The sequence below is a fragment of the Nitrosospira sp. Nsp1 genome (assembly GCF_900100985.1).
In the GTDB taxonomy this organism is placed as follows: Bacteria; Pseudomonadota; Gammaproteobacteria; order Burkholderiales; family Nitrosomonadaceae; genus Nitrosospira.
Window position 1 is genome coordinate 1 of sequence record NZ_FMUF01000016.1, and the last position, 24,372, is coordinate 24,372.

Sequence of the window (24,372 nt, forward strand, 5' to 3'; positions counted from 1 at the left end):
ACGACAGCACATTGACTGCGTCGTTAGTATGCTCGAACCTAAACCGCTATCATTGCGACAGCGATCTGCGAATCCAAACTAACCGAACAGTATTGGGTCAGATCTTGCTATTCGCCATGAGCTGAGTGTCGATCAATTCGATGTACGCGGCGGTTTCATTCCAGTCAGAGAAGATCATCAATCGACCTCCTGATCCAGTTACCCAAGGTAAAGCCTTGAGCTGAGTTCATCGCCTATCGGCTTCCAGATAATTGAGGTTTCAGCCGCTGAAACCCACGGGTCAAATCAGCGACCTTTGTTTTTCGTGGGCAGCAATTAGGGCGTCACACTTCACGTGTGATTCTCTTTGGGCGAATCCATTGCCATGGTGACCATCGACGGAAACCAAGCGGTGGGAGTGTCGTTTTGATCTAACTTTTTGATTTATTGGTAGGCCGTGCCAGATTCGAACTGGCGACCAACGGATTAAAAGTCCGCTGCTCTACCGGCTGAGCTAACGACCCAATTACCAAGGTCGTGCATTATAACGGCTCACCCCTCCGATATAAAGTTTTTTGGATTAAGTTCGTTCGAATGCGATTGCCTGCCCATCCCATTTCAGCGCAGAATCGGGTTTAACGCGCCCATCCTGTGAAGAGTTGATCCTTGAGTAGTGACATTATTGTTATCGGCGGCGGAATAGCCGGGCTGACTGTAGCGCATGAATTGCTGCGGCTTGGCGCGACGGTGACCATACTGGAGCGTCAGCACTGCGCCCGGGAGGCGTCGTGGGCGGGGGGCGGCATACTTTCGCCACTGTTGCCGTGGAATTATTCCTGCCCGGTAACGCGGTTGACTCAATTGAGCAATGCCCTATTTCCGAAGTTTATCGAAGCGCTGCGGCGCGATACAGGTATCGATCCGGAGTACCAGGCCAGCGGCATGCTGGTTCTGGCCGGCGCCACCGGCGAACCGGACAGCGAAGGCCACGGCAGAGCGGCGCGGGAGGCCCGCGAACATGACGCGGAGGCTTGGTGCGCTCGCCACGATTTTCGGCTGAGCAAGGTTCGCTCTCATGAAATTGCACCGCTGCTCGCCAGCGACGAAGCAGCGCTTTGGCTGCCAGATGTCTGTCAGGTGCGTAACCCGCGTTTATTGCAGGCGTTGATGAAGGCGGTAGGGCAGCGTGGCGGCGTCATTAAAGAGCATGTCGAGATTACTGATTGGCAGATCGAGCATGGGCGGGTCCAGTCGGTCAGCACGAGCACGGGCGAGAAATTCACTGCATCGAATTACATCGTCACCGCCGGGGCATGGAGCGGCGGGCTTTTACGTGAGCATGCATTAAAGCTCGATATCTGGCCGGTACGAGGCCAGATTCTGCTGTTCCAGGCACAATCGGGCCTGCTTCCCGCAATTGTGCTGCAGGAACAGGACAATTTTTATTTGATACCGCGCCGGGACGGATACATTCTTGCCGGCAGCACCTTGGAGGAAACCGGCTTCGACAGGCGCACGACTGCTCAGGCGGGAAAACTATTGCTCGAAAAAACGCATGCGCTCGTACCTGCATTGACTGAAGCAACGCTTTCCGGCCACTGGGCGGGATTGCGTCCGGGGTCGCCTGATAATATCCCGGTCATCGGTAGTCACCCCCACATCACTAACCTTTATCTCAATAGCGGCCATTACCGCTACGGTATCACCATGGCGCCGGGCAGCGCTCAGCTTATATCCAATATGATCCTGAACAAACCACAACCGCTGGATATCGCGCCTTATAAGTGGCCATCTTAGCCCGTGCGGAGAACATATTTTCGCCGGTGGCGTTGTTTCCGCGCAGTTTCCAATAAAGCCTTGCCCGTGCTGCGCTTTATCGGCACGAGGCGGAGTGATAACATTGCACCACTTCAATAATAGGGATAGGGCATACGCATGGCCGGTCACAGCAAGTGGGCTAATATCAAGCACAAGAAAGCCGCGCAGGACGCAAGGCGCGGCAAGATTTTTACCCGGCTCATCAAAGAAATTACCGTTGCGGCGCGGCTTGGCGGCGGTGACCCCAACAGCAATCCGCGGTTGCGTCTGGCTGTCGACAAGGCTTACGAGCAGAACATGCCCAAGGACAACGTCGAGCGTGCAATCAAGCGCGGCAGTGGCGACCTGGAGGGCGTGAACTATGAAGAAGTGCGTTATGAAGGCTACGGCATCGCTGGCGCGGCGGTATTGGTGGATTGCATGACGGACAACCGGGTGCGTACCGTCGCGGATGTGCGCCATGCCTTTACCAAGTATGGCGGCAATCTCGGTACGGACGGCTCGGTCGCATTCCTGTTCAAGCATTGCGGGCAAATGCTTTTTGCACCCGGCACCGATGAAGAAAAGCTGATGGAAGCCGCTCTCGAGGCCGGTGCGGAGGATGTGGTCAGCAATGATGACGGAAGCATGGAAGTCATTACTGCGCCGTATGAATTCATGATGGTCAGGGCGGGGCTGGAGAAAGCCGGGTTCAAGGCGGAACTCGCCGAAGTGACGATGAAGCCCGTCAGTGAAACCGTGCTGACCGGCGATGATTCGGTCAGAATGCAAAAATTGCTGGATGCGCTGGAAAATATAGACGATGTGCAAGAGGCTTACACTACCGCAGTGCTCGATGAATAGCATTTTCACCTTGGATATATTGGAAAGCGATGCAGCCAGAAGCGAGTTTGCTTGCCACGTTTGCGCCATAATTTGTCAACATAACCGAAAGCAGGTTTTTTGCGGTATTTGAATTGATGGTCGCGCTTATTCGAAAGGTAAAAAAATCCGTATTCTTGGCATAGACCCCGGCTTGCGCATTACGGGCTTTGGCGTTATCGATAAATTCGGCAGCAAGCTGGCCTATGTCAGTAGCGGTTGCATCAAAACGGTGGAGGGCGAGCTACCGTTGCGCCTCAAGACGATCATGGATCATCTTAACGAGGTGATCGCGCAGCACCAGCCTGATCAAGTCGCGGTGGAACAGGTATTCGTCAACGTCAATCCGAAATCCACGCTGATGCTCGGACAGGCTCGGGGGGCGGCGATTTGCACGGCCGTGCTGAATAATCTGGCCGTCGCCGAGTACACCGCGCTACAGATCAAGCAGGCGGTGGTCGGCAAAGGGCATGCCAAAAAAGAGCAAGTGCAGGAAATGGTGAAGCGCTTGTTGCAACTTGGCGGCAGCCCCAGCGCAGATGCGGCGGATGCGCTTGCTTGCGCGATCTGCCATGCCCACGGAGGATTGGGGTTGGGTGGAATTTCGACTGCGGGCTACCGCATGAAACGGGGGCGTCTGGTATGATCGGCCGGATAACCGGCGTGCTGCTGGAAAAATCCCCTCCCCTGGTGCTGGTTGACGTACAAGGCCTCGGGTACGAGATCGATGTGCCCATGAGCACGTTCTATAACCTGCCGGCAACCGGCGCGCGAATCACGCTTCATACCCACCTCGTCGTGCGCGAAGATGCGCACCTGCTTTTCGGTTTCGCCACCGAAGCAGAGCGACAGGCTTTTCGTCAGCTCGTGAAGATTTCCGGCGTCGGGGCAAGAACAGCCCTTGCGTTGCTATCCGGCCTGAGTGTGGCTGATTTGCATCAGGCGGTAGCGGCTCAGGATAGCGGCCGGTTGATCAAGATCCCCGGCATCGGCAAAAAAACCGCCGAGCGTTTGCTGCTGGAATTACGCGACAAGCTCGATCTTGGCATGGCTGGCGCAACAGATGCCACAGGCATCGGGGTCACGTCAACAAGCGCAAACGACGTACTCAATGCCCTGCTGTCCCTGGGGTATAATGACCGGGAAGCCAATTGGGCAGTCAAGCAGTTACCCGCCAACGTTAACGTATCCGATGGCATACGTCAGGCGTTGAAGCTCCTATCGAAAGACAAATAAAAGAAACACGACCGCCGCGCTCGCATCGCGTGCGTTTACTGTCACTACTCACTTCCAGCCCAACACGGATAAGAGGTGCAGCTTTAGTGTTTGATTATGATTGAAACCGATCGATTGATTACTGCCGCGCCCGCCTCTCTCAAGGAAGAGGAACTGGAGCGGGCACTGCGTCCCAAGCACCTGACCGAGTACGTCGGCCAGGAAAAAATTCGTGGGCAGTTGCAGATATTCATCGAGGCGGCACGACGCCGCAGGGAGGCCCTCGACCACGTGCTGCTGTATGGGCCGCCCGGGCTGGGCAAGACAACGCTTGCGCACATCATTGCCAGAGAGATGGGCGTGAGCCTGCGCCAGACTTCCGGCCCGGTGCTGGAACGCCCCGGCGACCTGGCGGCCCTGTTGACCAATCTCGAACCCAACGATGTATTGTTCATCGATGAAATTCATCGGCTTTCACCCATCGTGGAGGAGATTCTTTATCCCGCGCTGGAAGACTATCAGCTTGATATCATGATAGGCGAAGGTCCCGCGGCACGGTCCGTCAAGCTCGATCTGCCGCCGTTCACCCTGGTGGGCGCCACTACTCGCGCCGGTATGCTGACGAACCCGTTGCGCGATCGTTTTGGCATTATTTCGCGCCTCGAATTTTATTCGGTGGAAGAGCTGACTAAAATCGTGACGCGATCCGCGGGATTGCTGAACGTGGAAATTTCTTCCGATGGCGCGGTGGAAATCGCACGCCGATCGCGCGGCACGCCACGCATCGTAAACCGTCTGCTGCGGCGGGTACGCGATTTCGCTGAAGTCAAAGCCGATGGTTACATTACCCGCCCGGTGGCGGACGCCGCATTGCTCATGCTCGATGTGGACCTCATCGGCCTTGACGTGATGGACAGAAAGCTGCTGCTTGCCGTCATGGAAAAATTCGGCGGTGGTCCCGTGGGCGTGGATAATCTCGCCGCCGCCATCAGCGAAGAGCGTGGCACCATCGAAGATGTGCTGGAACCGTATCTGATACAGCAGGGTTACATGAAGCGCACGCCGCGCGGCCGCATGGCCACGGCTATCGCCTACCAGCATTTCGGCATGGCCTTGCCGAAGAACGGATTGAGCGGCGAGTTGTGGATAGATGACCAGCCATGAACACGCGGTAACATGAATCGCAATCGGCCTCGGCAATTCGCTTGAAGTGTCGGGTAACCTGAATGCACAGAAACTGCGATGCCCCAATGGTTGACTGATGAAAGCCAGGTGCGGAGGAGATTTGGCTTGTGCCTGTATCGGGAAATCCAGCGCTATCGAATACCGGATATTTTTTAGTTCAAAAACATGAAAGCAACAGAAGTCGATAAATTTGCCGTTAATCCGGGCGAGATCACGTTTTCGTTGCCCATTCGCGTCTACTATCAGGACACCGATGCGGGCGGAGTAGTTTATCATTCGACTTATCTCGATTTCATGGAGCGTGCCCGCTACGAATGGTTGCGGCAGCTCGGATTTGATATTCACTCATTGATCCAGCTTCACAAGGTAATTTTCATGGTGCGTTCACTTAATATTGAATACCTCAAGCCGGCGTTACTGGATGATTTGCTGCATGTCACGGCGGAAGCGGTTGAAATAGGCAGTTGCCGCATCGCGATCTCGCAACAGGTGCGACGTGGTTCTGCCACGCTGGTCAATGCAACCGTCCAGGCGGTATGCGTGGGAGCCGACAGCCTCAAGCCCGTACGCGTACCCGCGCCTTTGCGCCACAAGTTTGGAAAACGCTCATGAGCCCGACAGTTACCCAGGATATGTCTCTTTTCCATCTCATCGGCAGCGCCAGCTTGCCGGTGCAGCTGGTAATGTTGCTGTTGCTGCTGGCTTCATTCCTGTCGTGGTGGTACATCTTTCGCAAGCTGTTCGTCATCCGCGAGGCGGTAAGGCAAAGCGATGAGTTCGAGAATGTTTTCTGGAAGGGAACCGATCTCAATGCACTTTTTCAAAGCGCGGCCGGTTCACGCCATACAGCGGGCAGCATGGAACGAATTTTCGAAGCTGGTTTTCGCGAATTCATGAAACACAAGCGCCAGTCGGGAACGGACATCACCACGGTGATGGACAGTACGCGCCGGGCGATGCGGGCGACCTACCAGCGCGAAATGGATAATCTTGAATCGCACCTTTCGTTTCTTGCGACAGTAGGTTCGGTAAGTCCCTACGTCGGCCTGTTCGGTACCGTTTGGGGAATCATGAATTCCTTCCGGGGCTTATCCAACGTCACCCAGGCCACCATCGCGCATGTTGCGCCAGGCATTGCGGAGGCGCTGATAGCGACGGCAATGGGATTGTTTGCAGCTATCCCCGCGGTTATCGCCTATAACCGTTATTCGAGTCGCATCGATCGGCTGGCAACCCGTTTTGAGAGCTTCATGGAAGAATTATCCAATGTCCTGCAGCGTCAAGCGAGCGGATGAGATCGTTTTCATGGGGTAAGCGCCATGAATGAGCGCCGCACCAAACGCCGGCTGATGAATGAAATAAACGTAGTGCCATACATTGACGTAATGTTGGTGCTGCTGGTGATTTTCATGATTACCGCGCCGCTCATCACGCCCGGTCAGATAGAGTTGCCCCAGATCGGCAAATCGCTGGCGCCGCCGGTTGCACCGCTGGAGGTGATTGTCAAGGCCGACGGCAGTCTGGGATTGCATGACCGTTCCATGCCGGGAGGCGAACAAAAGATCAATCGAGCAGAATTGGTCAATGCGATCAAACAGAAGCAGGCCGCAAATATTGAGCAGCCAGTGGTAATTGCCGGCGATAAAAATGTACGTTACGAAGAAGTAATGAATGTGATGGACATTCTTCAACAGCAGCAGGTGAAAAAGGTGGGGCTGCTGGCCAGACCGAAGTGAGCAGTGGGCGACCATCTCATATGAATACGGTGAGCGGAATGGCGTTGAGGAAGCTCTCGGAAGTTGAACCGGGCGCGATGCGGGCCGGCCTCTTGGCGGTACTGGTCCACGTCATTTTTTTCGCTTTCATGATTTTCGGACTCAATTGGAAAACATATCCGACAGAACCCGTGATGGTGGATTTATGGAGCAGCCTGCCTCCGGCGGTTCAGCCGGCTACCAAGGCCGCGCCGCCTCCGCCCGAGCCCAAGCCGGTCCTGCCGCCGCCCGAAGCAGCGCCGGTGCCGCCCAGGATTGAAACGCCACCGCCGCCCCCAAAACCGGATATTGCCCTGAAGGAAAAAACCGAGAAGCCTAAACCAGTAGAAAAAAAGCCGGTGGAAAAAAAAGAGCTGGTCAAAAAAGAACAGGAACAGAAAGAGCGAAAAGAGAAAGAGCGAAAAGAAAAGGAGCAGAAAGAGCAGGCGCTGAAAGAGCAGAAAGCACGAGTGGCGGCTGAAATAGCACAGCTTCAACGGGAACAGCAGGAAGCGAATGTCAAGGCACAGGCTAAGGCGGCCCAAGCGGCGGCGCAGTCCCGTCTGGCCAACGAAATGGCCGAATATAAGGCAAAAATACTTGCAAAAATCAGGAGAAATATTGTCATGCCACCCGATCTGCCTGGCAATCCCGTGGTGGAATTCGACGTTACGCTGCTTCCGGGTGGCGATATTCTCGATGTCAGGCTACGCGCAAGCAGCGGATTCGCCGCTTTCGACAGCGCGGTGGAACGCGGTATTTTTCTATCCAAGCCGCTTCCGCTGCCACCTGATCCCACGCTTTTTCCGAAATTCCGGAATCTGAGCGTCAAGGTGCATTATCACGAATGACTGGTATAATTTCCATTATTCTTTAAAGGGTTATTTTCATGCAAATTTGCTTGCGCGGATTTCCCGGTTATATTTTTGTCTTGTTACTGTCGGTGATCAGTGCGCCGCTGCATGCCGCCCTCGACATCGAAATTTTCGGCGGCGGCGCGGCACAGATTCCGATTGCCATCGTGCCCTTTGCCGCGGAGGAAAGGCTCAGTCAGAGCATCACCCCGGTAGTATCCGCCGACTTGCAACGCAGCGGACTGTTCAGACTGGTTGACCCGGGCGGTCTGAGACCGCATGAGCCCATCGAAGTGAGTTATCCTGACTGGATGAATCGCGGCGCCAGTGCGCTGGTTATCGGCAGCACCACAGCCTTGGCCGGCGGACAGGTTGCAGTCCGCTTCCGGTTGATGGATGTCGCGAAACAAACGGAGTTGGCGGTTTATACCGAGACAGTACCTGCGGAACAATTGCGTGCCGCCGCACATCGGATAGCCGATCTGATTTACGAAAAGCTGACCGGCGATGTGGGGGTGTTCAGTACCCGTATTGCCTACGTGGAGAAACAGGGAAAAAAATATTCGTTACGGGTGTCGGATGCGGACGGCTTTAATGCGCAACCGGTGGTCGAGTACACGGAACCTATCATATCGCCGGCATGGTCGCCGGATGGCGCCCGGTTGGCATATGTATCCTTCGAGAACAAGAAGCCGGTCGTTTACGTGCAGACGCTCGCCACCCGCGCGCGCGTGGCAGCGGCCAATTTCAGGGGCAGCAACAGCGCGCCGGCATGGTCGCCGGACGGAAAGAAGCTTGCGGTAGTGCTATCTCTGATGGGGGGCTCGCAGATCTTCCTGGTGAACGCGGACGGCAGCGGATTGCAGCGGCTCAGCCAAAGCGCCGGAATCGATACCGAACCCAGTTTTTCGCCCGACGGGCAGTCCATCATATTTACTTCCGACCGTGGCGGCAGTCCGCAAATTTATCGCATGGCCGTCACAGGGCGTGCATCCGGAACGGCGGAGCGTCTCACATTCGAGGGCAGTTACAATGTGAGCCCACATTACAGCCCGGACGGAAAAAGCTTCGTGTTCATTCACCGCAACGGAGACAGATTCAATGTTGCCACGCAAGATCTGATGACCCGCCAAGTGCAATTGCTCACTAATTCTCAATTTGACGAGTCCCCCAGCTTCGCTCCCAACGGCAAGATCATCCTCTATGCAACCGAGGTAAGGGGGCGTGGTATATTATCCGCCGTGTCGAACGACGGCAAAACAAGACAACAGCTTTCAACGCAGGCTGGTGACATAAGAGAGCCGGCCTGGGGGCCTTTGCGAAGGCTCCAGTAGTTCGGGTTGCGTATTTTTTTGCTAACTTTAAAGGAAATAAAATGAAAAAGATTTTATGTGTGTTATTGATCAGTGTGTTATCTGCGTGCGCGAGCAAAACTCCCCAGCCTTCCGCCAATGTGGAAGACCGGTCTGCGACTACCAGGACGCCAACGGAAACGCCGGGCTACGGTGAAGCCGGACCGAGCCTCAACCCGCTTACGGACCCCAATAATATTCTTTCCCGGCGCAGCGTTTATTTCGATTTCGACAGCTACGTGGTGAAGGATGAATACAAATCCCTGGTAGTGGCTCATGCCCAGTATCTACGCGACAACTCCAATGCCAGGGTGCTGGTACAGGGCAACACCGATGAGCGCGGAAGCAGGGAATACAATCTTGCGCTGGGACAGCGCCGGTCTGATGCGGTAAAGTATGTGCTGACTTTATCAGGGGCCAGGGAATCGCAGGTTGAATCTGTCAGCCTGGGCGAAGAGAAACCTCGCGCTACAGGTCATGACGAAGCCTCCTGGGCTGAGAACCGCCGCGCCGATATCCGTTATCAAGGGGAGTAATCGTGCCGTTGCGCGCTTTTTGGTTGGTGTTCGTGATCGGCTGTAATGCAAGCTACGCCGGCGTGTTCGACGACGAGGAGGCGCGCCGGCAGATTGCCGTGCAAAAGACAGCTATCGGGGAAGTGCGCAATCAGGGACAGGCGCTGGAATCCCGCGTCGTAAAGCTTGAGGACCTGCTTAACAATCAACCGTTGCTCGAACTCCATAGCCAGATCGAAGCCCTGAGGCTTGACCTGAACAAGTTGCAGGGCCAGATCGAAGTACTGGTCAACGAGAACGAGTCTTCACAGAAGCGCCAGAGGGATTTTTATATTGATCTGGATAGCCGGTTGAGGCGGATCGAGCAACCTGACGAGACTGCCGCATCTGGATCTGCGGTATCCGGATCTGCAGAGGCAGCCGCAGAGCCTGGCGCGCCCGATATGGAACCCGAACCGGCAGCCGCGGTTCCGGCCACGGCTGCTGCCGTTGTTTCGTCCGCTGCGAGCACACCTGCCAAGGGTGTGAGCTCCGCATCGGCGAAGGATGTCGAGAGTGACGCCTATGAGGCCGCCTATAGCTTATTCAAGGCCGGCAGTTATCAAGACGCCATTTCCCGGTTTAACAAGTTTCTCCGGAGCTATCCAGGCTCCAGTTTTGCACCGAGTGCCCATTACTGGATTGGTAATTCTTATTACGCGCTACGTGATTTCAAGAGCGCCATCAGTGCTCAGGAGAAGTTGATCAAGACTTATCCGGACAGCGCAAAGGCCCCCGATGCGATGCTCAACATCGCCAGCAGCCAGCAGGAAATGAATAAAAAACCCGCTGCAAGGAAAACCCTGGAAACGCTTGTGGCCAAGTATCCGGGTAGCGAGGCCGCCGACAAGGCCAAGCGTCGGCTGATCAGTAAAAAGTAATTTAACCCATCATGGGGTATTGTCCCGTACATCTACGATATGGTTCAAACCATCTCCCCTCCTATATCCAAGGTCACACAATCCCGCGAAGCGGAGAGTTTGCGTATCAGCGAGATATTTTTCTCTCTACAGGGAGAAACCAGCCGCTCAGGATTACCGACCGTATTCGTACGTTTGACCGGTTGCCCCCTGCGCTGCGCTTATTGCGATACCGACTACGCTTTCTATGGAGGAAAGCGCCGGTCAATCGCTGATATTCTGGCGGAGGTTGCCAGCTACGGTGCCCGCTATGTGACTGTGACCGGAGGAGAGCCCCTGGCACAGAAAGAATGCCTGCCATTGCTTGCATTATTGTGCGATGCAGGCTATTCGGTATCGCTCGAAACCAGCGGCGCACTGGATATTTCCGGGGTGGATGATCGCGTTTCGAGGATCCTGGATATCAAAACGCCGGGTTCGGGTGAAGCGGAAAAAAATTATTGGCCAAACCTCCAGTATCTCACGTCCCATGATGAAGTGAAGTTTGTGTTGTGCGATGAAGCCGACTATCAATGGGCGCTGGAGGTGATGCATGAGCGTCAATTGAATCTCATCTGCCCAATTTTATTTTCGCCGGTCTATGACCAGCTTGACCCCGCGATGCTGGCTGCATGGGTACTACGCGACCGCATAATGGTCCGGGTGCAGATCCAGCTTCACAAATTACTGTGGGGAGAGGGCGCGGGACGATGAAGAACGAGCAAAAATACCTCGGCAATTTCCCATCTTGACTTCATGGCCAGGGCTGTAGTTCTTTTGTCAGGTGGGCTGGACTCCGCCACCACGCTAGCGATTGCCCGTAGTAGCGGGTATGAATGCTACGCTTTGAGCATGGATTACGGTCAGCGCCATGCATCGGAACTTGCAGCTGCGGAAGAACTGGTGCATTCGATCGGCGCGCGTGAACACAAGGTAATCAAGCTCGACCTATCCGTATTCGGCGGTTCGGCATTAACGGATAAATCGAGCGCTATACCGACGGAAGGCTCCACCGCCGGTATTCCAGCCACGTATGTGCCTGCCCGTAACACCATCATGTTGTCTCTCGCGCTCGCCTGGGCCGAAGTGCTCAAGAGCCGGGATATTTTCATTGGGGTCAACGTAGTAGACTACTCCGGGTATCCGGATTGCCGCCCCGCTTACATCCAGGCATTTGAGGAGATGGCAAATCTGGCTACCAAAGCCGCAATTGAAGGCGCCAGGCTAAGCATTCACGCGCCCCTGATGGCATTGTCGAAAGCGCAGATCATTCAGCAGGGGATCCTGCTGGGGCTCGATTACAGTTCGACGGTGTCGTGTTATCAGGCGGATGAAGATGGGCGCGCTTGCGGCATGTGCGATTCCTGCCGGTTACGGCGGGCGGGGTTTGAATCAGCCGGCGTGGCCGATGTGACGCGGTATCAACGTATATCAAAACTGGCGGTTACGCCTGATTCCCTGATTCCATAGCGGGAAAGCGTATTCAGCCATCCTCTCTTCATGATCCCCTGGCTCACGCCCGAAACCTCTTTTCCCCCGTTAGACACTGCGCTCACCCAGCCTAACGGTTTGCTCGCGGCCGGCGGCGATCTCTCGCCGGAACGGCTGATCGAGGCCTATCGCTGCGGGATTTTTCCGTGGTTCAACCAGGGCGATCCTATTTTATGGTGGAGCCCGGACCCACGCATGGTGCTTTTCCCTGCCGAGCTTAAAATATCCCGGTCGCTCAGAAAAACGCTGAAGAAGGCCAATTATACGATCAGGGTCGACAGTGCTTTCAAGCAGGTCATGCAGGCGTGCGCCGCGCCCCGCAAGGGGCATCCTGGCACGTGGATTCACGATGAGATGCTTGCGGCTTACGCTGCACTGCACGAGATGGGCTGGGCCCATTCCATCGAAACATGGATAGAGGGTGAGTTGGCGGGTGGATTGTACGGTGTTGCGCAGGGAAAAATGTTTTTTGGCGAATCCATGTTTTCCCGCACTACCGATGCATCCAAAGTTGCATTCGTGCATCTGGTGAGATACCTGGAGCGCCGAGGCTTCAAAATGATCGACTGCCAGATGAAAACCGCTCATCTCGCTTCTTTCGGCGCCCGGGAAATTTCACGCAAGGAATTTAGTCTAAAATTAAAAGAATTGGTAAACTACCCGGAACGAGTCGACAAATGGTGTGTGGATTATGAGTCACTTGAATGATCTTCCGTCTTCAACGCTACAGTTTTACACTACCGCGTCTTATCCATGCAGTTACCTGCCGGAGCAATTGGCGCGGTCTCAGGTGGCAACACCCAGCCACCTGATCGATACCGGTGTCTATGGCGCATTGGTACAGGCCGGCTTTCGCCGTAGTGGCGCTTTTACCTACCGTCCATACTGCGACAACTGCAGTGCTTGCATGCCGGTACGGATCGTGGTTGACGAATTGATTTCAAGGCGCGCCCAACGTCGTTCCTGGAAACGTCATCAGAACCTGGTCGCGACGCAGCACGGCCTTTATTATCATCCGGATCACTATGCGCTGTACCTGCGCTATCAGGCGCGCCGCCATAGCGGGGGCGGCATGGATCGAGACAGCCGGGAGCAATACCGCCACTTCCTGCTGCCAAGCAATGTCAATTCCAGCCTGGTCGAGTTTCACGAAAATGGCAAGCTACGCATGATCAGTATTATCGATGAGCTGCACGACGGCATATCATCTGTATATACCTTTTTCGATCCCGATGTGCCGGGGGCCAGTTTCGGTACCTATAATATTTTATGGCAGGCACAACTATGCCGGCTATTGAAGTTGCCTTATCTTTATCTTGGTTACTGGATAAAGGAAAGCCGAAAAATGGCATATAAGGCTGGCTTCAGGCCGTTGCAAGGTTTGGTTGGGGGACAATGGGAGCCGCTGAGCAATTCCCGGATTCCTGAAGATTGAGACCAGTTCTCAGGAATGGTTGGAACATCAAGTCATGAAGTTATCGCTATGAAGTTAGCGTTGTGCCGCCCTTATCGCGGCCGCGCGTGTAGCCAGCGGTTTTGCCTTATCTGCATGGCCGATTTCCCGATAGAGCTGCGCCAGATTTTCAAGGCTAGTTGCTACATTAGGATGATTTCGACCCAGTGATTTTTCCGAGATAGTCAATGCGCGCCTGAACAGCGGCTCGGCATAAGGATACTTGCCCTGTTCGTTATACAAGCCCGCCAAATTATTCAAGCTCAAGGCAACGTTTGGGTGATCCGGACCCAGTGCCTTTTGCGACATCGCCAGTACTCTTTTAAAAAGCGGTTCAGCCTGCGCATATTGTTGTTTGGCTGTATACAGCAGCGCAAGGTTGTTCAGACTCATCGCTACGTTTGCATGGTTCGGGCCAAGTGTGTTCTCCAATATTTCCAGCGCACGCTTGAGAAGAGGCTCAGCCTGCGCATACTGTTCCTGGGCCTGATATAGCTGCGCCAGGTTATTCAGGCTCATGGCTACATTGGGATGATCCGGGCCGAGCGCCTTCTCATCGATTGCCAACGCGCGCTTGTACAGGGGTTCCGCTTGCGCATATTGCTCTTGTTTCCTGTAAAGCATAGCGAGATTGTTCAATGTCGCTGCCAACTCAGGGCCTTCCCCGACAGACTTTTCAAAAATAGCCAGGGCGCGTATGAGGAGAGGTTCCGCCTGCTTATACTGATCTCGGGCGCTATATAGAAATGCCAGGCTGTTCAGACTCGAGGCAATGTCGGAATGGTCCGGTTCCTTCGTTTGTTCGGCTATCTGCAGCGCCTTGGCCGCGACCACGGTCGCGCGGTTATAGTCCCCTTGCTCATAAAGCAATTCCCACTCCTGGTTGAGCGTATCCCAATCAGTGATGGCATGAGCCAATCCCGAAGAGGCCATGAAAACCAGGATCAGGCACTGGCGAGTCAGCTTGGCGAATGTAATCATTTACGCTTGTGAGAAGTAACAAACCATGGGTAATTTATTGTCGAATGCTGAAGAAACCCTTGAACCTGAATCCCCGGTTGACCGTTCATTTTCCAGTTCATTGCTAACCGGTAAGTGCTATAACCGGGAAGGATATTTCTTTTCCCGTGAGCATTACTTTCCGGTGAGTTCGTTCCACTCGTCTAATCGCGAGATTTAGATTGAATGGATACGGTTTACCAGGCATCAAACAAGATGAAAAAGTTCTCGCGCTGTGGGCGATACCTCGATCAACGGCGCCTGTTCCAAGGATCAGCCTCTCTATGACGATGATTAACGATGCAAGTTCCTTTACAGACTCGGCACTTTCCGGGTGTTAAAATGAATCCATGTTCTATTCCTTACTTCGTCCGTTATTATTCAGTCTCGAACCCGAAACAGCTCACCGCGTTACGTTTGATGCAATCGAGAAAGCTTATCGTTCCGGACTGATCAATCGCGCCCCGATAGCATGCCGGCCCCGCCATGTCATGGGTCTCAACTTTTCCAATCCTGTTGGGATGGCTGCCGGGCTGGACAAGAATGGTGAACACATCGACGCACTGGCGGCGCTCGGGTTTGGTTTTATCGAAATTGGTACGGTTACGCCCCGTCCACAACCGGGGAACCCCAAGCCTCGGTTGTTTCGTATTCCCCAGGCACAAGCCATAGTCAATCGCATGGGCTTCAACAATGACGGTATCGATAAACTGATGGCGAATGTCAGGCGTGCAAATTACCGCGGCATACTCGGCATCAATATCGGAAAGAATTTCGATACCTCGATGGAAAAGGCGGTTGACGATTACTTGACTTGCCTGCGCAAAGCCTATCGCTACGCCGATTATATCGCCATCAACATTTCTTCGCCTAATACACCCTCCCTTCGGCAACTACAAAACGCCGACGAACTGGATCATCTGCTGGGTGCGCTGAAGCTGAACCAGCAAAAACTCGCCGACGAGTACGGAAAATATACGCCGCTTGCCGTAAAAATCGCTCCCGATCTCGATCTGCAGCAAATCGACTCCATTTCGGCGCTTTTGATGAAACATCGTATAGACGGGGTTATCGCGACGAATACCACTATTTCCCGCACTGGAATAGAGACACTGCCTTATGCATCCGAGTCTGGCGGATTGAGCGGTGTACCGCTGGCTAAACGCGCCACCGCTGTCATCAGGCGCTTGCATGGCAAGCTGCAAGGGGCGCTACCCATCATTGGCGTAGGCGGCATCATATGCGCAGCGGACGCAGAGGAAAAAGTCGAGGCTGGGGCAAGCCTGGTCCAGATATACAGCGGCCTGATCTATCGCGGCCCTCGCCTAATACGTGAGATTGCGCATGCGTTGTGCGCCCCGGACACGCAGCGTTCTTCACGGGCGGGTTTGGGATGAAAGAAAATTTGCTGGTAGCGGAAATCGACGCAATCCTGCCGCAAACCCAATGCCGCCGGTGCGGATTCTCCGGCTGCGAGCCCTACGCCAGGGCCATTGCAGAAGGGCATGCCAACATCAACCAGTGTCCTCCCGGTGGCGACGAGGGTATTCGCAAGTTGGCGGAATTGCTGGGGATGAGGCCCATGGCGCTGAACACCCTGCACGGTACCCCCAAACCCAGGACAGTGGCGCTGATTGACGAGCAGCCCTGCATAGGCTGCACGCTTTGTATCCAGGCGTGTCCGGTGGATGCCATCGCAGGCGCGGCCGGTCACGCGCATACTGTCATTGCGGCCGAATGCACCGGCTGTGAATTGTGTGTTGCGCCGTGCCCGGTCGATTGTATCAGCATGATTCCATCCAAGGTACGAACTGCCGGTTCCGCAGGTAAGGACGACGCCAAAATTGATGACCCCTTGATACTTGAAGAGGACAAGCAAATTGCCGACCGCGCGCGCGCACGCTATCAATTCAGGCTGCAAAGGCTTGAGCGTGAAAAACAGGAGAACGAAGAAAGGCTTAAACAAAAAGCCGAAGGAATGAGTGGTATTTCATCACCCACCCCCGATCTCAAGAAAGCAACTATCCAGGCTGCTCTGGAGCGTGCCATGGCCGCTCAAGCGCAGGCATCGAAGAAAAATAGCGCTGCGGATCCGTCGGTAACATCCCGCCATAGTATTAATTCATGAATTCAAATATACGTCGCGAAATATTCAGGCGCTTCAAGTCGGTTAACCCGCACCCCACCACCGAACTGGAGTATGGTTCGACCTTTGAATTGCTTATCGCAGTGATCCTTTCGGCCCAGGCTACCGACAAGGGCGTGAACCTGGCGACCCGGAAACTGTTTCCCACGGCAAATACGCCTGAGAAAATTCTCGCCCTGGGGGAAGCCGGGCTGCGGGATTACATCAAGAGCATCGGGTTATATAAAACCAAGGCCAAGAATATTATCGCTACTTGCAACCTGCTTATCCAGCATCACGACAGCGAGGTCCCGCAGACACGGGAAGCGCTGGAAAAACTGCCGGGCGTGGGGCGCAAGACCGCCAATGTGATATTGAATACCGCTTTCGGCCAACCCACCATGGCGGTGGATACGCATATTTTCCGGGTAGCAAACCGTACCGGGCTTGCACGCGGCAAAACCGTGCTGGAGGTGGAGTTGAAACTACTGAAGTGCATACCGAAGGAATTCAGCCACGATGCGCATCACTGGCTCATTTTACATGGGCGGTATGTATGCATCGCAAGAAAGCCGAAATGTGCCATTTGTATCATTAATGATTTGTGCGAGTTCAAGGAAAAAAATCTTTAACCTAAATCCGGTAGTTGGACGGGGTGAAGTGTACGGTTTTTGGGGTACAGGGCAAGGCGCAACGACGCGGAATGCGACCGCGCAGGGCGGAGCAGTGCCTTCCGCAGGAAGGTGCGACCCCGAAGCGGGATGCGAGCGCCCCCTTGCGTGTGGAGCGCGATCGCGGCATCCCCTGCACTGCCCGATCCCCGCTTCGCGGGGCCCCTCGGGCGACGCTTCGGGGCGCCGTTCCATTCCAAGGAGTTGCAACGCAGCCATGTGCCGCAAAAACTGTGCAATTCACCCCGTAGCGCCCTCACCCGGAAGGTGAGCCTCATATAATATGAAATATTGTTATTAATCACTACACTGATCTATCAAATGAGCGGTCAACTACCGGATTTAGGTTAAAGGAAAACAGCTTTGAGAAAAATGAGTCCGCTCGGTTACAACCTGGATGTTTAATCCTTCGAGGGAAGAGGCGCGCCAGTTTTTCTTTGACACCTGGCGCAAGTATCGGCAGAGAGAGATACTTTCCGACATGGAAAACATGGCGATTGAAGTGATCCTGCTGCATCCGGAGTACCACGCCATGCTTGATGATCCAGGACGCTACCAGGACAAGGATTATCTGCCCGAAATGGGCGATACCAATCCATTTTTGCATATGGGCATGCATATTGCCATCGGGGAGCAGCTCTCAATAGACCAGCCCGTCGGTATTCGCAAGCGATTTGAACGTCTACTGAAGCTAACCGGCAACGAGCACGATGCCGCGCACCAAGTCATGGAATGTCTTGCGGAAATGATTTGGCAGGCACAGCGCAACCAATCGGCGTTTGACGCCTCGGTTTACTTTGAATGCCTGGACCGGTGGCGGAATTGATCTTTATTCGAAGTGACGCTACCCGTCCTGTTTATCTGGACTCCGAGTAGCAGGCCACTGGCTTCCAGTCCGCCTGCGCCTTCTGAACAAGCCCCTTTTGGGGTGAGTGCTGCGTATGTCCTCCGAGGAAGGACCGGCGCTACTGGATTGAAAACCGATGGGGACGGTGCCCAAGCGTTGCGCACAGGGTGCTCCGAAGGGAGCGTCGGGACAGTACCGAGGTCCACGACCATCCCTCGCGCCTGCTCCCTACGCCGAGGCCGTGCACCTTCTTCGGGAAAATACTATTCTGCGCTGCGTTCGCGCGCTATCCGTCTCGTTTCCCTCAACCCATCCCTACATCCATTGGACCACAATCATGCCCGCATAGGGCTTATTCAGAAGTTCCTGAATCAATATTTGGTTTTCAGACCGGATTGACTTGCAAAATAAGCTGACACATTTTCAATGTCTTCCTTGCTCAGGGCGGCAGCCATGCCAGCCATGATGGGGTCCTGGCGCGCACCCGACTTATATTCGGTCAGCGTTTTCTCCAGATAACTTGCATGCTGTCCGTTCAGCTTCGGAAAAGCAGGTGCGGGACTATTGCCGTCCGGACCGTGGCACGCAGCGCAAACTTCTGCCGCTTTTTTCTTGCCAGCTTCAATATTGGCCGCCATTCCCTGGCTGGAAATCAGCAGCAGCGCGCCGCTCGCCGCGGCAATAACGAAATTTTTCATGAGGCTTTCCTTGCGTGATGAGTAATTATTTTCCGCTGGCGCCAGCGTAATAGGCTGCCAGATCTTCCATATCCTGTTCGGATAGCTGGGCGGCAATCGCCTTCATGCTGGGGTGGCTACGGGCATCCGTTTTATACGCCTGCAGCGCTTTGACCAGGTACTCGGCATGCTGGCCGCCAATTCTCGGGACGTTATATACCGTCGGGTAAGATGTCCGGTATCCTTCTATTCCATGACAGCCGATACACATGGTATTCTTCTGCTTGCCTGCAGCCGGATCACCCGCTGCCTGGGCCGTACCGGTGACTGCCAGAAGCAAGCCCCACGCAAATAAACTTATTATTGCTGGTCTTTTCATTATCAGTGCCCCCTCTTTACAAAAAGAGCGACTCTAAACGATGTGTCATTCCTGGTCAATCAATAAATCTATAAAACAATAACATATATCGAATAGGGATATATGTTATGAAATTATCGTTATGATTTCTGACCGTTTACCCGGCGTTTTGCATCAAGTTCCTCCCATCGGGCGAGACAACTCATAAGCTCTTCTTCAATCCCAACAAAACGTTCATGCAAGGCCCGCGCTTTTTCCGGTTGATTGAGATAAAAATCCGCAGTACCCAGTTGGCGGGTGATGGCAGCCTGTTCCCGCTCCAGCAGCTCGATCTTTTGAGGCAGCTCATCGAGTTCGCGGATTTCCTTGTAATCCAGCTTAATCCGGGTAGGCGATTCGCGTACCTCGCGCGCCTTGAGCGGAGCCGTCTGTTGTGATTTTGCCGTCTGTTCCTTTTCCGCCGCTTTCCGATACTCCTTTGCCCGTACCCAATCTTCATAGCCCCCGACATATTCCCGCAGGATGCCATTACCTTCGAAGGCGATAACCTGGGTAACGACGTTGTCGAGAAATTCCCGGTCATGGCTGACGAGAAACAGCGTGCCCGAATAGTTTTGCAGCAGCGACTCCAGTAGTTCCAGCGTTTCGATATCCAGATCGTTGGTTGGTTCGTCAAGGACCAGGACGTTGGCGGGGCGGGTGAACAAACGCGCCAGCAATAGCCGGTTGCGCTCACCGCCCGAAAGAGACTTTACCGGAGAACGCGCCCGCTGCGGCGCAAACAGGAAATCTTCCAGATAGCTGATGACGTGCTTGCGCGTCTCGCCAATATCGATAAAATCCGAACCCTGGCTGATCGTGTCTATCAGGGTTGCCTCCTCATCCAGTTGTTCGCGCAACTGGTCAAAGTAGGCTACCTCAAGCTTGGTACCCAGCCGGATATCGCCGCTATCCGGCGGTAACTCGCCCAGTATCAGCTTTAGCAAGGTGGACTTGCCCGCGCCATTGGGTCCCAGCAACCCCACGCGATCGCCGCGCATGATCCGGCAGGAAAAGTCGTCTATGATGGTTTTGTCGCCATATCTTTTGCTGACATGTTCCAACTCAGCCACCATACGTCCGGACTTGGCGCCTTCATCGACGTTGAGATTGACCGTCCCCATCTTTTCACGCCGATCGGCACGCTCTATTCTTAGCGCTTCCAACCGTCTCACCCTGCCTTCGTTACGCGTACGGCGCGCCTGAATCCCCTTTCGTATCCAGACCTCTTCCTGCGCCAGCACTTTATCGAATTTTTGATTGTGGACGGCTTCAACTTCCAGCATCTCCAATTTTTTTCGCTGGTACTCGGCAAAATCGCCGGGGAAGCTTGCCAACTTCCCACGGTCGAGCTCGACAATCCTCGTCGCCACATTATTCAGAAAGCGGCGGTCGTGTGTAATGAACAGCACGCTTCCGGCAAAGTCCTTCAGCAACCCTTCCAGCCACTCGATAGAGGAAAAGTCCAGGTGGTTGGTCGGCTCATCCAATAGCAGCACGTCCGGAGATACCACCAGCGCGCGAGCCAGCGCGACCCGCTTTTTTTGTCCGCCAGAGAGTTGTCCCACCAAAGCGTCGGGGGGAAGATCAAGCTTGTCGATAGCGGTTTCCACTCTGGCCTGGATGCGCCATCCATCCTGGGCTTCCACTTCGGCTTGCAAGTCCTGCAGGCGAGAAAGAAGTGCCTCGGTGTCTCCCGTGCCGTCGCTCAGGAGATGAGACGCTTCATGATAATGAAGCAGTACCTGGCTGACCTTTCCCAATCCCTTCGATACTTCCTCGAATACCGTAAGGGCGGGATCCAGTTCCGGTTCCTGCGGCACATAGGCCAGTTTCAATCCGGGGGTGCGCCAGATCCTGCCGTCGTCCGGCTTGATTTCGCCTGCGATGATGCGCAGTAAACTCGATTTCCCCCCGCCATTTCTGCCGATCAGCCCGATACGCTCGCCGGTATCAAGCTGCAAGTCTACTTGATCAAGCAACGTGTGATGGCCAAAGGCGAGGCAGGCTCTTTCAAGAGTGAGGAGAGGCATGGGCAGGGAAAGTTACTTCAGCTTGATTGATAAGGGGCGCAATTCTGGCACGCTTGGTGAAATTTGGCAAAGAATCCGCCATTCTGATCAATGCGGATTTGCCGGGCGCGAGAACGATGCGGGTGATCAATCGAACGGCGGCTGGTTTAATAAATCATCTCGCTGCCGCGCGCGTCCGAGCGCCTGAATCGCCTCGCACCAACCCTCACATGCGTTGCGCCCTGCCCGGCCCCGCCAGATATTCAGCACGCCCTTGCATTTTGCATAGAAGTAGAAAAATTTCAGTATTTCCTGACGTTGCACCGCATCCGGACAGACATCGCTACAGACAAGCTTGTCGTCGATGAACCCGCCATCAGTCATGATCACGGCTCCCCAGGCTTTGACGCGTATCCTCGTACCCAACGACAGGCGCGGGCCGAGTACCAGCGCATCCAGAAGGTCGCCGTCGAGGCCGATGTAACCTGGTACGGAGCCATAGTTGAACGGACATGGCACGGGCGAGATAAAGTCGACTCTACCATTGGATCCGCGTTTAAGGAAGCTGCCTCGCGGAACTTCAATCACCACTTCCACCACGGGCGGTTCAGTCAGCGCCGGAACGCTTCGAAGTCCTGCTCTGTCCAGGGTGGACATTATTTATCCATCATCTTGAAGTCCGCTTTTGATCCAGCCCCTCCTCGATTTTTTTTGCAGGGTCTCACTGCCCGGTCTCATCCTTTTCGACCAGCAGCGTATACAACCGGCGGCTATCGGCGCGCAATACGATAAACCTGAAAGTGCCGACAGACACCTCTTCACCTCGTTTCGGCAACCGGCCAAATTTATGCAGTACCAGACCCCCGATGGTGTCGTAGTCCACGTCACTCAACTCGGCTCCGAGCCTTTCATTAAAATCGTCGATTTCGGTAATGGCCTTGACACGGTAATGGCCGCCCGGATCCTGCACGATGTTGTCTTCGGCCTCGTCGAAATCATGTTCATCCTCAATGTCACCAACGATTTGCTCCAGCACGTCTTCGATAGTCACCAACCCCGCGACGCCGCCATACTCATCCACTACGATGGCTATATGATTGCGATTACTCCGAAAATCCTTGAGCAACACATTGAGCCGCTTGGATTCAGGGATAAAAACGACCGGCCGCAGCATATCGCGTACATCAAATTCTTCTTCTCCGGCAAAGTAACGCAATAGATCTTTCGCCAGTAATATACCGATGACATTATTTTTATCGTTTTCGGTGACAGGAAAGCGCGAGTGCGCAGTCTCGATAACCAGCGGGATGAACTTGTCCGGCGTTTCACTGATATCGATCACACTCATTTGCGAACGCGGAACCATGATATCGCGGGCCTGCATTTCGGATACCTGTATCACCCCCTCGATCATGCTCAGGGCATCCGAATCGAATAAGTTGCGTTCATAAGCAGAATGCAATAACGCAATCAGTTGTTCGCGATCCCCCGGCTTGCGCAAAAGCCAGGCGCTGACGCGCTCGAGTAAAGCCGTTTTGGGGGGGTCATCCATATGTGTTTGCCAGCTCGTTTACAAGAAATAAATAAACTGTGGAAGATGCCGACAAGAACATACGGTCCCACTCATAATCAACATTCTTCAGCGGTGCCCGAAGATTCCCTGTAAGGATTTTCATATCCCAGTCTTTCGACAATTTCGGCCTCCATCTGCTCCATTGCCGCTGCTTCATCATCACTTTCATGATCGTAGCCCTGAAGATGCAAGACGCCGTGCACAGTGAGGTGTGCGTAATGCGCTGTCAGATTTTTATGTTGCTCACGCGCTTCTCTTTCGATTACCGGCGCGCACAGCACGATATCTCCGGCCAGGAATTGCGCGCCCGGCCCGGTATTATCGTAAATAAAAGTCAGGACATTGGTCGGATAATCCCTGTCCCGAAAATTCCGGTTGAGGCTAAGGCCCTCCGCTTCATCAACGACGCGCAGCCCGATCTCCGCATCGTGTTTCAATGCGGCTTTGATCCATTTGCGAAACGCCGATCGAGAGGGTACGTCCGCAGCACGGGCGGCGTATTGCGTCGCTAATTTCAGCTTTACTGCGCGGGGCGAGACTGTTGCGGGAGCCGGGGAAAGGTTACTTGTCCTTTTCATATTTTTCATAGGCATTGACAATTCTTTGCACCAACGGATGCCGCACTACATCCTCTGCGCCAAAATGCGTAAAAGCAATACCACGCACTTTTTTCAGGACCTGCTGGGCCTCTACCAGGCCACTTTTCTGATGTTTTGCCAGATCGATCTGAGTAATATCGCCTGTCACCACAGCCTTGGAGCCGAAGCCGATACGAGTCAGGAACATCTTCATCTGTTCTGGCGTCGTGTTTTGCGCTTCATCAAGTATGATAAAAGATTGGTTCAACGTGCGCCCGCGCATGAAAGCCAGCGGCGCAACTTCAATTGCACTTCGCTCGAACTGCTTGCTGGTTTTATCAAACCCCATCAGATCGTAGAGTGCATCATAGAGAGGCCGTAGGTAAGGATCCACTTTCTGCGCCATGTCGCCTGGCAGAAAACCCAGGCGCTCGCCGGCTTCCACCGCGGGCCGCACCAGCACGATACGCGCTACGATATCGCGCTCCAGCGCGTCCACCGCGCTTGCCACGGCCAGATAGGTCTTGCCCGTTCCGGCCGGGCCGATCGAAAATGTAATGTCATGCGTCTGGATTTGCTGCAGATATTCAACCTGGTGAGGCGTCCGGCCGCGCAAATCGCTGCGGCGGGTAACCAGCGCGGATTCCGTCGGTTCTTTCACAGCAGTAGTCGCGGCGAGTTTTTTCGAATGATGAGGATTCATCGCTTCGATCAGGCCCAGCTGGATTTGCTCGATGCTCAGATGATGTTGCGCATGGCTGTAAAAATTTCGCAATGCTTCTGCGGCAAGCAAAGTCTGGGCGGATTTGCCGCGTAAGCTGAAGTGTTCCCCCCGGCGCGCAATGGTGACATCGAGTACCGTTTCGATCTGCCTGAGATTCTCATCCAGCGCACCGCACAAGTTGGCGAGACGCTGGTTATCAGCGGGGGAAAAAGAAATTTCGACAGGTTGGGGTTTCAAAAAGACTCTAAAACGCGATAGCGAGGCCTTAATTCTGGCAGCGACAGCCGTACTTTGCAAGGAGTGAAGGTGGCAGGAGCTTGCGGGGCCTCACAAAGTCGACATCGCGTGAAAATC

General features: G+C 54.4%; 28 protein-coding genes and 1 tRNA gene. 20 read left to right on the top strand and 9 right to left on the bottom strand.

Translation table 11 applies throughout. The features are described from left to right. Positions 1 to 427: 427 nt before the first annotated feature. A tRNA-Lys gene (locus BLP78_RS10505) sits at positions 428 to 503 on the bottom strand. 142 nt (positions 504 to 645) lie between these two features. Between BLP78_RS10505 and thiO the strand changes: the two genes are divergently transcribed. From thiO to BLP78_RS10585, 16 genes are all read left to right on the top strand, one after another. Next, positions 646 to 1,776 carry a glycine oxidase ThiO gene (gene thiO / locus BLP78_RS10510; protein WP_090459038.1) on the top strand — a complete coding sequence of 377 codons (1,131 nt, stop codon included), beginning with the start codon at positions 646 to 648 and terminating at the stop codon, positions 1,774 to 1,776. A gap of 138 nt (positions 1,777 to 1,914) precedes the next feature. After that, positions 1,915 to 2,640: a YebC/PmpR family DNA-binding transcriptional regulator gene (locus BLP78_RS10515; protein WP_090459040.1), complete on the top strand. Its 726-nt coding sequence runs from the start codon at positions 1,915 to 1,917 to the stop codon at positions 2,638 to 2,640. 145 nt (positions 2,641 to 2,785) lie between these two features. Further along, positions 2,786 to 3,304: a crossover junction endodeoxyribonuclease RuvC gene (gene ruvC / locus BLP78_RS10520; protein WP_090459041.1), complete on the top strand. Its 519-nt coding sequence runs from the start codon at positions 2,786 to 2,788 to the stop codon at positions 3,302 to 3,304. After that, entirely contained in the window at positions 3,301 to 3,894 is a 594-nt protein-coding gene (gene ruvA, locus BLP78_RS10525; protein ID WP_090459043.1) for a Holliday junction branch migration protein RuvA, read from the top strand. The genes ruvC and ruvA overlap by 4 nt, the downstream gene beginning before the upstream one ends. Before the next feature lie 96 nt (positions 3,895 to 3,990). Beyond that, complete coding sequence (gene ruvB / locus BLP78_RS10530; protein WP_090459045.1) at positions 3,991 to 5,037, top strand: Holliday junction branch migration DNA helicase RuvB; 1,047 nt, start codon at positions 3,991 to 3,993, stop codon at positions 5,035 to 5,037. A gap of 186 nt (positions 5,038 to 5,223) precedes the next feature. Continuing rightward, positions 5,224 to 5,670 carry a tol-pal system-associated acyl-CoA thioesterase gene (gene ybgC / locus BLP78_RS10535; protein WP_090459047.1) on the top strand — a complete coding sequence of 149 codons (447 nt, stop codon included), beginning with the start codon at positions 5,224 to 5,226 and terminating at the stop codon, positions 5,668 to 5,670. Then, positions 5,667 to 6,353, top strand: a complete 687-nt coding sequence (tolQ, locus tag BLP78_RS10540) for a protein TolQ (RefSeq protein WP_025041820.1) — start codon at positions 5,667 to 5,669, stop codon at positions 6,351 to 6,353. Before ybgC ends, tolQ begins: the two co-directional genes overlap by 4 nt. A gap of 24 nt (positions 6,354 to 6,377) precedes the next feature. Further along, positions 6,378 to 6,794 (top strand): protein TolR, encoded by a 417-nt coding sequence (tolR, locus tag BLP78_RS10545; protein WP_025041819.1) that lies wholly within the window; start codon positions 6,378 to 6,380, stop codon positions 6,792 to 6,794. A 20-nt stretch (positions 6,795 to 6,814) separates the two neighbouring features. Further along, the gene (locus tag BLP78_RS10550; protein ID WP_256330214.1) at positions 6,815 to 7,663 is read left to right on the top strand and encodes an energy transducer TonB; all 849 of its coding nucleotides are present in this window, start codon (positions 6,815 to 6,817) and stop codon (positions 7,661 to 7,663) included. A gap of 38 nt (positions 7,664 to 7,701) precedes the next feature. Further along, entirely contained in the window at positions 7,702 to 9,000 is a 1,299-nt protein-coding gene (gene tolB, locus BLP78_RS10555; RefSeq protein ID WP_090459049.1) for a Tol-Pal system beta propeller repeat protein TolB, read from the top strand. Between the two features lie 41 nt (positions 9,001 to 9,041). After that, complete coding sequence (gene pal, locus BLP78_RS10560) at positions 9,042 to 9,554, top strand: peptidoglycan-associated lipoprotein Pal (RefSeq protein WP_090459050.1); 513 nt, start codon at positions 9,042 to 9,044, stop codon at positions 9,552 to 9,554. A 2-nt stretch (positions 9,555 to 9,556) separates the two neighbouring features. Continuing rightward, positions 9,557 to 10,453 (top strand): tol-pal system protein YbgF, encoded by an 897-nt coding sequence (gene ybgF, locus BLP78_RS10565; protein ID WP_090459052.1) that lies wholly within the window; start codon positions 9,557 to 9,559, stop codon positions 10,451 to 10,453. A gap of 39 nt (positions 10,454 to 10,492) precedes the next feature. Then, positions 10,493 to 11,185, top strand: a complete 693-nt coding sequence (gene queE / locus BLP78_RS10570; RefSeq protein WP_090459054.1) for a 7-carboxy-7-deazaguanine synthase QueE — start codon at positions 10,493 to 10,495, stop codon at positions 11,183 to 11,185. 42 nt (positions 11,186 to 11,227) lie between these two features. Beyond that, a complete protein-coding gene (queC, locus tag BLP78_RS10575) occupies positions 11,228 to 11,941 on the top strand; it encodes a 7-cyano-7-deazaguanine synthase QueC (protein ID WP_090459056.1) in 714 nt (237 codons plus the stop codon). 30 nt (positions 11,942 to 11,971) lie between these two features. After that, complete coding sequence (aat, locus tag BLP78_RS10580; protein WP_090459057.1) at positions 11,972 to 12,670, top strand: leucyl/phenylalanyl-tRNA--protein transferase; 699 nt, start codon at positions 11,972 to 11,974, stop codon at positions 12,668 to 12,670. Further along, the gene (locus tag BLP78_RS10585; protein WP_090459059.1) at positions 12,654 to 13,397 is read left to right on the top strand and encodes an arginyltransferase; all 744 of its coding nucleotides are present in this window, start codon (positions 12,654 to 12,656) and stop codon (positions 13,395 to 13,397) included. The genes aat and BLP78_RS10585 overlap by 17 nt, the downstream gene beginning before the upstream one ends. Positions 13,398 to 13,451: 54 nt before the next feature. Here the strand turns inward: BLP78_RS10585 and BLP78_RS10590 are convergent, their stop codons facing one another. Beyond that, complete coding sequence (locus BLP78_RS10590) at positions 13,452 to 14,396, bottom strand: tetratricopeptide repeat protein (RefSeq protein WP_090459061.1); 945 nt, start codon at positions 14,394 to 14,396, stop codon at positions 13,452 to 13,454. Positions 14,397 to 14,764: 368 nt separating this feature from the next. On the opposite strand from BLP78_RS10590, the gene BLP78_RS10595 reads away from it, so the two are divergent. The 4 genes from BLP78_RS10595 (at position 14,765) to BLP78_RS10610 (ending at position 18,036) form a co-directional block, all read left to right on the top strand. Further along, complete coding sequence (locus BLP78_RS10595) at positions 14,765 to 15,811, top strand: quinone-dependent dihydroorotate dehydrogenase (protein WP_090459063.1); 1,047 nt, start codon at positions 14,765 to 14,767, stop codon at positions 15,809 to 15,811. After that, positions 15,808 to 16,542, top strand: a complete 735-nt coding sequence (locus BLP78_RS10600; protein ID WP_090459065.1) for an RnfABCDGE type electron transport complex subunit B — start codon at positions 15,808 to 15,810, stop codon at positions 16,540 to 16,542. Before BLP78_RS10595 ends, BLP78_RS10600 begins: the two co-directional genes overlap by 4 nt. After that, the gene (nth, locus tag BLP78_RS10605; RefSeq protein WP_025041807.1) at positions 16,539 to 17,171 is read left to right on the top strand and encodes an endonuclease III; all 633 of its coding nucleotides are present in this window, start codon (positions 16,539 to 16,541) and stop codon (positions 17,169 to 17,171) included. Before BLP78_RS10600 ends, nth begins: the two co-directional genes overlap by 4 nt. 436 nt (positions 17,172 to 17,607) lie before the next feature. After that, positions 17,608 to 18,036 (top strand): DUF1841 family protein, encoded by a 429-nt coding sequence (locus tag BLP78_RS10610; protein ID WP_090459067.1) that lies wholly within the window; start codon positions 17,608 to 17,610, stop codon positions 18,034 to 18,036. A 392-nt stretch (positions 18,037 to 18,428) separates the two neighbouring features. Here the strand turns inward: BLP78_RS10610 and BLP78_RS10615 are convergent, their stop codons facing one another. The 7 genes from BLP78_RS10615 to BLP78_RS10645 all read right to left on the bottom strand — a co-directional run bounded on the left by BLP78_RS10615 (position 18,429) and on the right by BLP78_RS10645 (position 24,255). Next, a complete protein-coding gene (locus BLP78_RS10615; RefSeq protein ID WP_090459069.1) occupies positions 18,429 to 18,755 on the bottom strand; it encodes a c-type cytochrome in 327 nt (108 codons plus the stop codon). Positions 18,756 to 18,780: 25 nt separating this feature from the next. Next, the gene (locus BLP78_RS10620) at positions 18,781 to 19,113 is read right to left on the bottom strand and encodes a c-type cytochrome (protein ID WP_025041804.1); all 333 of its coding nucleotides are present in this window, start codon (positions 19,111 to 19,113) and stop codon (positions 18,781 to 18,783) included. Positions 19,114 to 19,232: 119 nt separating this feature from the next. Further along, on the bottom strand, positions 19,233 to 21,164 hold the full coding sequence (locus tag BLP78_RS10625) for an ATP-binding cassette domain-containing protein (RefSeq protein WP_090459070.1): 1,932 nt from the start codon (positions 21,162 to 21,164) through the stop codon (positions 19,233 to 19,235). A 126-nt stretch (positions 21,165 to 21,290) separates the two neighbouring features. Beyond that, entirely contained in the window at positions 21,291 to 21,800 is a 510-nt protein-coding gene (locus tag BLP78_RS10630) for an inorganic diphosphatase (RefSeq protein ID WP_090459072.1), read from the bottom strand. 64 nt (positions 21,801 to 21,864) lie between these two features. Next, positions 21,865 to 22,695 carry an HlyC/CorC family transporter gene (locus BLP78_RS10635; RefSeq protein ID WP_090459073.1) on the bottom strand — a complete coding sequence of 277 codons (831 nt, stop codon included), beginning with the start codon at positions 22,693 to 22,695 and terminating at the stop codon, positions 21,865 to 21,867. Between the two features lie 77 nt (positions 22,696 to 22,772). Continuing rightward, positions 22,773 to 23,294 carry an rRNA maturation RNase YbeY gene (ybeY, locus tag BLP78_RS10640; RefSeq protein ID WP_090459075.1) on the bottom strand — a complete coding sequence of 174 codons (522 nt, stop codon included), beginning with the start codon at positions 23,292 to 23,294 and terminating at the stop codon, positions 22,773 to 22,775. Then, positions 23,278 to 24,255: a PhoH family protein gene (locus BLP78_RS10645; RefSeq protein ID WP_090459077.1), complete on the bottom strand. Its 978-nt coding sequence runs from the start codon at positions 24,253 to 24,255 to the stop codon at positions 23,278 to 23,280. Before BLP78_RS10645 ends, ybeY begins: the two co-directional genes overlap by 17 nt. Positions 24,256 to 24,372 lie beyond the last annotated feature (117 nt).

What these genes read in the sequence shown, in the direction of transcription:
- BLP78_RS10610 (WP_090459067.1), top strand. Translation starts at nt 17,608, where the DNA reads ATGTTTAATCCTTCGAGGGAAGAGGCGCGCCAGTTTTTCTTTGACACC.
- BLP78_RS10635 (WP_090459073.1), bottom strand. Translation starts at nt 22,695, where the DNA reads ATGGATGACCCCCCCAAAACGGCTTTACTCGAGCGCGTCAGCGCCTGG.
- BLP78_RS10620 (WP_025041804.1), bottom strand. Translation starts at nt 19,113, where the DNA reads ATGAAAAGACCAGCAATAATAAGTTTATTTGCGTGGGGCTTGCTTCTG.
- aat (WP_090459057.1), top strand. Translation starts at nt 11,972, where the DNA reads ATGATCCCCTGGCTCACGCCCGAAACCTCTTTTCCCCCGTTAGACACT.
- ybgC (WP_090459047.1), top strand. Translation starts at nt 5,224, where the DNA reads ATGAAAGCAACAGAAGTCGATAAATTTGCCGTTAATCCGGGCGAGATC.
- queE (WP_090459054.1), top strand. Translation starts at nt 10,493, where the DNA reads ATGGTTCAAACCATCTCCCCTCCTATATCCAAGGTCACACAATCCCGC.
- BLP78_RS10550 (WP_256330214.1), top strand. Translation starts at nt 6,815, where the DNA reads ATGAATACGGTGAGCGGAATGGCGTTGAGGAAGCTCTCGGAAGTTGAA.
- tolQ (WP_025041820.1), top strand. Translation starts at nt 5,667, where the DNA reads ATGAGCCCGACAGTTACCCAGGATATGTCTCTTTTCCATCTCATCGGC.
- BLP78_RS10595 (WP_090459063.1), top strand. Translation starts at nt 14,765, where the DNA reads ATGTTCTATTCCTTACTTCGTCCGTTATTATTCAGTCTCGAACCCGAA.
- queC (WP_090459056.1), top strand. Translation starts at nt 11,228, where the DNA reads ATGGCCAGGGCTGTAGTTCTTTTGTCAGGTGGGCTGGACTCCGCCACC.
- BLP78_RS10590 (WP_090459061.1), bottom strand. Translation starts at nt 14,396, where the DNA reads ATGATTACATTCGCCAAGCTGACTCGCCAGTGCCTGATCCTGGTTTTC.
- ybeY (WP_090459075.1), bottom strand. Translation starts at nt 23,294, where the DNA reads ATGAAAAGGACAAGTAACCTTTCCCCGGCTCCCGCAACAGTCTCGCCC.
- BLP78_RS10600 (WP_090459065.1), top strand. Translation starts at nt 15,808, where the DNA reads ATGAAAGAAAATTTGCTGGTAGCGGAAATCGACGCAATCCTGCCGCAA.
- BLP78_RS10615 (WP_090459069.1), bottom strand. Translation starts at nt 18,755, where the DNA reads ATGAAAAATTTCGTTATTGCCGCGGCGAGCGGCGCGCTGCTGCTGATT.
- BLP78_RS10625 (WP_090459070.1), bottom strand. Translation starts at nt 21,164, where the DNA reads ATGCCTCTCCTCACTCTTGAAAGAGCCTGCCTCGCCTTTGGCCATCAC.
- BLP78_RS10515 (WP_090459040.1), top strand. Translation starts at nt 1,915, where the DNA reads ATGGCCGGTCACAGCAAGTGGGCTAATATCAAGCACAAGAAAGCCGCG.
- ruvB (WP_090459045.1), top strand. Translation starts at nt 3,991, where the DNA reads ATGATTGAAACCGATCGATTGATTACTGCCGCGCCCGCCTCTCTCAAG.
- tolR (WP_025041819.1), top strand. Translation starts at nt 6,378, where the DNA reads ATGAATGAGCGCCGCACCAAACGCCGGCTGATGAATGAAATAAACGTA.
- pal (WP_090459050.1), top strand. Translation starts at nt 9,042, where the DNA reads ATGAAAAAGATTTTATGTGTGTTATTGATCAGTGTGTTATCTGCGTGC.
- tolB (WP_090459049.1), top strand. Translation starts at nt 7,702, where the DNA reads ATGCAAATTTGCTTGCGCGGATTTCCCGGTTATATTTTTGTCTTGTTA.
- ruvA (WP_090459043.1), top strand. Translation starts at nt 3,301, where the DNA reads ATGATCGGCCGGATAACCGGCGTGCTGCTGGAAAAATCCCCTCCCCTG.
- nth (WP_025041807.1), top strand. Translation starts at nt 16,539, where the DNA reads ATGAATTCAAATATACGTCGCGAAATATTCAGGCGCTTCAAGTCGGTT.
- BLP78_RS10630 (WP_090459072.1), bottom strand. Translation starts at nt 21,800, where the DNA reads ATGTCCACCCTGGACAGAGCAGGACTTCGAAGCGTTCCGGCGCTGACT.
- BLP78_RS10585 (WP_090459059.1), top strand. Translation starts at nt 12,654, where the DNA reads ATGAGTCACTTGAATGATCTTCCGTCTTCAACGCTACAGTTTTACACT.